Below are 7504 nucleotides of genomic sequence, written 5' to 3' on the forward strand. Positions count from 1 at the left end.
TCGGCATCGGCATCGGCATCGGCATCGGCATCGGCGTCAGCATCCGCATCTGCATCTGCATCCGCATCGGCATCCGCATCCGCATCCGCATCCGCATCCGCATCGGCATCGGCATCGGCATCGGCATCTGCGTCAGCATCGGCATCGGCATCGGCATCCGAATCTGCGTCCGCATCTGAATCCGGAGGCACAAAGCCGCCCCCACGGTTACTATCGTCATTTGATGCTACAGCGATGACAACAACACCGAGAGCAATCAAAGCAGGGACAAACCACGGAACGGCAGGGGGAGGAGGGGGAGGAGGCTCACCAGCTGGGCCGCCGGCAACGGTAAAAGCTGGTATCAACCCTCCCGAAGCCGCAAGGAATAAGGGCTCTGAACCCCCAGTTACAGTCAACTCACTATGATCTCCATCACTGTCTTCATGATAGAAACCAAATAAAGTGAAGATTTGACCCGTCTTTAAAACTATTACTAGGTCATTTCCTTCCTGAGATAACGAGGCTATCTCGTCTGGATCTACCGGCAATTCAACCAAGCCTGTCGCGGTTAACTTCAAGCTATCCAGTGGCTTCTCAGCAATCAAGCCCGTAGACTTGTCAAAGATTTTTACGATCATGCTCTCACCAACTTCAAACGGTGCAACTTCCTAAATACACTGTTCATGGCCTGAGCTAAAAGACGGAAAATTCCCCACCTTGAGCCCATCCGTGACTAGATTCGTCAATGCATCTCCTTGCCAGGATCCCTCCGGAAAATAACTGTGCCAAATTTTTTCCACACACTCTTTTTGTATGGACGTAAATTAAAATGATTTCAAGGAAAGTCTGAAGAATAACGCCGACTAAATAAGTGCAACGTTAGAGAGAAATACAGTAGGAAAAACTACTCATGACAACGGACCCAAGTATTAGAAAGCTCACAAATAAGAGGTCAACACCTGTCATTGATACACCCGCTGGACCGATTATTGGCAAAGTAGACGAAGCTACAAGAACCTATAAATTTCTAGGTATACCCTATGCTCGTCCCCCAATTAACGAGCTCCGCTGGAAAGCACCCGAACCAATGCCAAATTGGAGTGTGCCATTCGATGCAGCGCAATTTGGAACGCCAGCTGCACAAAATCCCTCAAACCTGATGCAGGTCCGGGGAAAAAATGGAGAGATTCCTGATAGAGAAGAATGTCTTTATCTAAATATTTTCTCGCCACCTATAAACCAAGGAAGAAAGCTACCTGTAATGCTCTGGATTCATGGTGGAGCTTTCTATATGGGGTCAAGCTGCCAAGATATATATAATGGGTGCCATCTTGCCTCAAGCGGTAGAGCAATAATTGTGACATTCAATTATCGTCTTGGCGCTCTAGGCTTTCTACGTTTAAAGGACATCTCTGAAATCCCATCTACTGGCAACGAAGGTCTATTGGATCAAATAGCAGCGCTCAAATGGGTGAGAGATAACATTGCAGCCTTTGGCGGAGATCCTAACAATATCACTCTTTTTGGTGAATCTGCCGGCGCAATGAGCATCATCTCTCTATTAGAGGTAACTGAATATCATAATTTATACTCTCGAGCGATTGTACAAAGTGGCCACCCAAGGGCTGCTCATTCGATTTCCAGAGCCAATAACATGGCAGCAGCATTCATCGAGCATCTTAATAACATAAGTGGTGGAATACCAATACACAAATGCTCTACAAAGTTACTTCTTCAGGCACAAAGCGAAATTCTTAAAGATCCACGCATGACACAAAACTGGGGGCAACTTCCATTTAAGCCGGTGCTAGACGAAAGCTTATTAAGAAAAAGACGACCGTCTTTAGTAAATATTAAAACTAATACAGCCCATCCAATTCTTCTTGGCAGTAATCTAGAAGAGTGGAATCTATTTAGTGTTACAAACCCTGAAACTTTCACACTGAATTATCACTCAATCTGCAAAAAGTTAGAATGGCTGCTACCTGAGAGCACACTAAAACCTATTATTGATTACTATTACCAGCAGGCTTTATCTATTAAAAACAATCCCTGGCCAGAATGGAGTAAAACCTGGAATTTGATGTTGACCGATATGGTTTTTACCCTACCAGGGCTTAGGTATCTAACCCAACATAAAGGACAAAGTTTCCATTATCATTTCGCCCAACCATTAGCGGCACAGCCCTTTTTGGGTGCGTGTCATGCTGCAGAACTAGCCTATCTATTTGGTACTCATGGTGAAGCGTCTTTACAGGAATTATATCGCGATGAGCCAGCCCCGCACACCTTAAGTAAAAGTATGCAAGAAGCCTGGCTGAACTTCGCTGAATGTGGCAACCCGGGAAACAACTGGCCAATATTTACAGGAAAGCAAAGCCAGCGTATCGGTAATCATCCACATTTCACGAATTTCAATACAGCAGAACTGCTATCATTATGGCAAAATATACCAGATGAAGTATTAAACCAGTATCTATAATCCCAAATAACATGCCCAGAATTTTACTTGCACGACATGGTGAGGCAGCTAAAGGAGATAATATCCTTGATCCACCCCTCACCAAGTTAGGATTTATACAAGCTGAAGAGTTAGCCCAAAAACTTGCTATTCAAGGAAGATTAAAAATCACGAGCAGCCCTAAGCTGCGAGCCAAGCAGACAGCAGAACCCCTAGCAAGAATATGGGGCGCTTCAATAGAAGTGGTCAACTTAGTTACTGAGATACCAACACCCGAAGGTATTCTATCAAGTCAACGCCTACCATGGATACGCTCTCTTCTGAATAAAGAATGGACTATAAATGATAAACAGCAAAAAGAGTGGCGCAATGGAATTCAGAGATATTTATTTAGCATTACTGAAGATACTATAGTTTTTTGTCATTTTATGGTAATAAATTCAATCGTTGCCTATATTAATAAAAGCCAAAAAATTCAACAGTTTCGACCAGAGTATACGTCAATAACTGAACTAACTATTAAAAATAATCAGTTATATTTAGTAAGCTTGGGAAAAGAGAAAGACAGCCAAATTCTTTAGCATACGCTATTTAGGTCAGGATGCTAAACTCTCTGATAATAAGTTAAATTCTATTGAATCAAGTAGAACAGGATAGTTTTACAGTCTGTGCCTATGAACAATCACCATCAGCAACCAAGAACACAATAAATATTCAATTCAAATTATAAAAAATGATCTATCCATCTTATTAATTTTCTGCGACAAAAACCAAATAAAGTATAATAAGCAGTTGGCAGCTCACAGCAACTATAGAGGATAGTGTTTGATATTTGCACCGCCACATCCCCTTCAGCGAAGGGAGCAAACTTATAAATGGAAATATAAATCTGTACCTTATTGGGAGTGTTGATACCCCCTAAAGACCTTCACTCATAGTTTCATTACATAGCTCAACATATTTATCAGCTTTACGCTGAACGAAATCATCATTACTTTCTCTAATAAGAGCACTGAGATCAAGAGGTTTATATTTAAACCCGACTGATCGTCCCAAACTTTCTATTAATTCATTACAGAGCACTGCAACACAAGAAAGCCTAACCCAGAGGATTGGAGTTCCTCTAAGACATAGCCCAGACATAACATTAACAAGGGGAGAAATTTTCTCAACAAAATTATATCCTTTTAGGGCATCTGTAAACTCTGAAAAAGACATACACCTCGCTACTGACTCGCCTTCATTAATGGTAAGCGCATTTCCTATACTTGATAAGGTATCAAAGAAAATATGCTCCTTTTGTACTTTCCAATTAGCATTTGGGTGATGACTAGTTATTTTTGAACCGGACAACATCAGAAATAGCGATTTTTTGAACTCAAGCAACTTAACAGAAGACTCATCTACAGCAAAATCAGCATAAGCAACTTTACTCTCTATCAGCTCTGACAAACAGAGCAGTCTTGCTAGCCTGTAAATGGTGCTTTTTCCATAATGGCCATTCAAATAAATTTTATAGGGTTTTTTCGGAATATTCGTAACTCTGGCTTTAAAATCACGGGCAGCCAGAAGAAGCTGGAACTTAAGGGGACCAATAGCTTGATACAACCTGGCCCTCGCCTCAAAATTGTATCTTATATCAGCTTCATTCTCCTTCAGGTATACTTCTACATCCTTTCTAATTAGGCCATCTTGCACACTCTTAAAATCACTTAAAGATCTATCTAGCTCATTTTTATATTTCTGAAGATCCTTTTCCAATCTATGAGCAACTAGTGACTTAGTCAACCATATAGCAGTGAGTGAAGAAACGCCTAAAGAAGAAATGAATGTGGGGATATCTAAATCCATGAACTAATACCTCCTTGCTTAGTCTTCACACTGATAATCAGCCAACTTTATCCGAAATCAGTCAAACAATCTAACCATAAATTTTCCATCTACTCCATACTAAATATAAGCAGCAATCGAATACTTGCAGAATCTTCCAAAGTGAAAGTCGTTGTCCATCCTTATTGAATAAAATTCTGATATGGATTTCTATACATTCACACATCTTCACTTCCCAACAGCGTTGGAAGATTTTACTTCAGCTAATCCATGATAAAAATCTTTTAAACCAGAAAATTTCCTAACTCATAAATTGCAAATTGAATATGTACGGTTCGGTTTGCTTCCAGTATGTCGGCCATACAACATCATCCCAAACTAAAGCCGATGTATAAGCGATTAGTCGACACTGGTAAATCTAAGAAGATCGCCCTGATTGCCTACATGAGAAAGCAGATTACGATCCTGAATACGATGGTGAAAATTAACACTTACTGGGATGCAAGTATGGCTTAAAAACTTGACGAGCAACCATAGTCGCTTGTTAAGTATTTGCCAACACCCCAGCCAACCAAAAAATGGTGCTGTACGTTAAAGCTGTAAAGCTGATTAAAAATATAACTTGTAAAATAGATAGTTTAGAATGTATACCAAAATCAATAAGTTCATAGAGTTTTTTGGGAAAGTACTTTTTTATACTTAGTATAACCATAATTACTGCCATACCTACATAAAGTAACACGACACCCCAAAACCGTTCTGGTTCAACATCAATACTGATTGTTTCTGAGAGACCAGCTCGTTTATAGACAGATACCTTGCCACTCACAACAGCAAACACGCAATAGGCTAACGTGAAAATAGCAAACAGCAGATGAATGAATCCAACTTTCCGTGGCATTGCTACCCCATACTCTAGGTACTTAACGCTTTAAACAGCGGAATAAAAACTGGAGGTTTTTGTGCCCGCCCGGATTAACTTGTTAATTTCCCAGTATCTAATTTGTAGGGACATCTCATATTTCTTTCGAGATAGAAGACTGGTAGTTACCCTCCATACAAACCCTTAGAGGGAGGGCAGATATTAAAAAGGTTGCAATCAGCTTCCTAGCTTCCTAGCTTCCTAGCTTCCTAGCTTCCTAGCTTCCTAGCTTCCTAGCTTGAATCTGGCTTGGAACCAAAGGCAATGAAGGGTCGAGTTCACCCTGCACACGTAGTGCCCATTCTCGTATGCGACTACGACGGAAAAGTCCGTCTCCTCCTGTAAGCCCAGCCTCATAACCAAAAGCAAGGAGCGCATAGACAGAGAGGTCTGCAACACTCACTTCACTACGATTACACATAAAAGGACCTCTCTCAAGCTCTTTACTCAAACGTGCACCGACATGACGTGCAGCAGCCATTATGCTGTTTCCTGGAGCATTTTCAGCTTCCCTGCGGACAAAAGGAGCCCACAGAAGGACTAGAGGCCATACAAAACGCCATGCGCCGATTGCGTTATCTGGTACCGTGCGATTCATGGCACAACCGAGGCGCCAAGCGTTGATCAGCTGCACAGGAAGTGCTAGCGATAAAGCCGGTCGCACAAACCTAAAATTTGCAGGAATCATGCAATGCTGGACCCAATCATCAAGTTCGTTAATGCACGGATCACCGTCTACAGGGTACAGGGGACGCTGAGGGAAGCGTTCATCTAGCCAATGAGCTATTTCTTGTGAATCATTTTTACTTTCACCATCAATTGTCAAAACAGGCACGGTATGCCCCATCGGAAGTGTTTCCCTCATATTAAACGGAGATACATAGACAATTTCGTAAGCGATCTTTTTAAAAGCGAGAAAAGCTTGGACTTTAAGACCGTATGGACTGGTAGCGAAAGTGTAGAGCACGACTTTTGGGGTATTGAATTCCATGCTTTCCATAATTAGCTCCTTCTATACCAGTGGTTTAACAGCTCGTTTAAAAAATAGTGAGCCAAGGTGTCAGTAGAATTAACGCCGGCCACAGTGGCCTGCGGACTTAGCACGTAATTGTACCAGCAATTTGAGTGAAAGGTGATCTTGCCCCGATAAAACGGACACACTACTTTTCATACTGCTATTCGCTCATATTCTATTAATGATTGATAGCCTAAAGTTGAATGCAGCTGCTTACGGTTGTAAAAATCATTAATATATCGAGCCAGAGCATACTTTAAATGGCTCATTGTCTGGAAGCTAGTTTTTCTAATCAGTTCAGCTTTTAAGCTATGGAAGAACGACTCCATATGAGTATTATCCGTATATTTACCCGCTCTACTCAAGCTATGCTGGATTCCATATCTTCCCAACTCTTTTTGATACTCGGACCCTCTGTTCTCTACACCTCTGTCCGTGTGTAATATTAATCCCGGTTGTGATCCTCTTTTCCTTCCAGCATTCATCAGGGTTTTTCGGGTTAATTCTGTTGCTCTCTTCGTGTCTAAACTCCAACCGATTACTCGGCGAGAATACAAATCCATCACCACTGACAAGTACTGCCATTGACCCTTAACCTTAAGGTAAGTTATGTCAGCAACCCAAACTTGATTCTTGCTTTTAGGCACAGCTCCTTCCGGTCTAAGATTCTCCCCAGAGGCTAGGAAACGCATTATTCCTGGTGCCCTACGTGTCACTCTCGTAACTCTGGCTACGACTCCTAATTCCTGCATCAGCCGGGCTACGCGCTTATGGCTAACTTCATAGCCCTTGGTCAGCAGGGCTTTCCAAATTCTTGGAATACCATAGCGCCCTGCAGAGTCATCCGAAATCTTTTGAATCTCTGAACTTTTAGATCATCATCTTGGTGTTTTCGGTGCGATCGCGGCCTCTTCAGCCAATCATAATAGCCACTGCGCGATACTCCTAGCCACTGACAAGTTCTTTTGATACCTAGTTCTGATCCGAACCTCTGGATAAATCGATATCTTGCTGATGTTCCTCCGCAAGAAACCGTTGCCACTTTTTTAGCAAATCAAGCTCCTGCTTTAATTTACGATTCTCCGCCTCCAAACGCTTTACCCTAGAAAGTTCCTTTTCTTTTCTAGAGACTACATCAGTAAGCTTTCTTCGCTTATCTGCCAAAATCTTCCCTTCCTGAAACGCTTTTCACCATCATGACAGCATGAAAGGGTGAATGTCGAGAGTTTTAGCCACTTCCTTAACTTGAATGCCCTCTATCAAGCTAAGCATTACCGCTTTCACTTTGAATTCG

General features: G+C 41.9%; 6 protein-coding genes and 1 pseudogene. 2 read left to right on the forward strand and 5 right to left on the reverse strand.

The annotated features are described in order from the left end of the window. Positions 1 to 620 (reverse strand): BapA/Bap/LapF family prefix-like domain-containing protein (locus G367_RS26535; protein ID WP_157533265.1); only part of this gene is annotated, 620 nt, incomplete at its 3' end. A gap of 272 nt (positions 621 to 892) precedes the next feature. On the opposite strand from G367_RS26535, the gene G367_RS22690 reads away from it, so the two are divergent. Continuing rightward, positions 893 to 2464: a carboxylesterase/lipase family protein gene (locus G367_RS22690; RefSeq protein ID WP_020411080.1), complete on the forward strand. Its 1572-nt coding sequence runs from the start codon at positions 893 to 895 to the stop codon at positions 2462 to 2464. A gap of 11 nt (positions 2465 to 2475) precedes the next feature. Beyond that, positions 2476 to 3024 (forward strand): histidine phosphatase family protein, encoded by a 549-nt coding sequence (locus tag G367_RS0100215; protein ID WP_020411081.1) that lies wholly within the window; start codon positions 2476 to 2478, stop codon positions 3022 to 3024. Between the two features lie 337 nt (positions 3025 to 3361). Here the strand turns inward: G367_RS0100215 and G367_RS0100220 are convergent, their stop codons facing one another. The 4 genes and pseudogenes from G367_RS0100220 to G367_RS25435 all read right to left on the reverse strand — a co-directional run. Next, the gene (locus G367_RS0100220) at positions 3362 to 4294 is read right to left on the reverse strand and encodes a hypothetical protein (RefSeq protein WP_020411082.1); all 933 of its coding nucleotides are present in this window, start codon (positions 4292 to 4294) and stop codon (positions 3362 to 3364) included. A gap of 523 nt (positions 4295 to 4817) precedes the next feature. Then, positions 4818 to 5174 carry a hypothetical protein gene (locus G367_RS0100230; protein ID WP_020411084.1) on the reverse strand — a complete coding sequence of 119 codons (357 nt, stop codon included), beginning with the start codon at positions 5172 to 5174 and terminating at the stop codon, positions 4818 to 4820. Positions 5175 to 5412: 238 nt separating this feature from the next. After that, on the reverse strand, positions 5413 to 6195 hold the full coding sequence (locus tag G367_RS0100235) for a glutathione S-transferase family protein (RefSeq protein ID WP_020411085.1): 783 nt from the start codon (positions 6193 to 6195) through the stop codon (positions 5413 to 5415). 167 nt (positions 6196 to 6362) lie between these two features. Continuing rightward, positions 6363 to 7504 (reverse strand): annotated as a pseudogene (locus tag G367_RS25435) (IS3 family transposase); the annotation flags it as partial.

The organism is Microbulbifer variabilis ATCC 700307, from assembly GCF_000380565.1.
Taxonomy (GTDB): Bacteria; Pseudomonadota; Gammaproteobacteria; order Pseudomonadales; family Cellvibrionaceae; genus Microbulbifer; species Microbulbifer variabilis.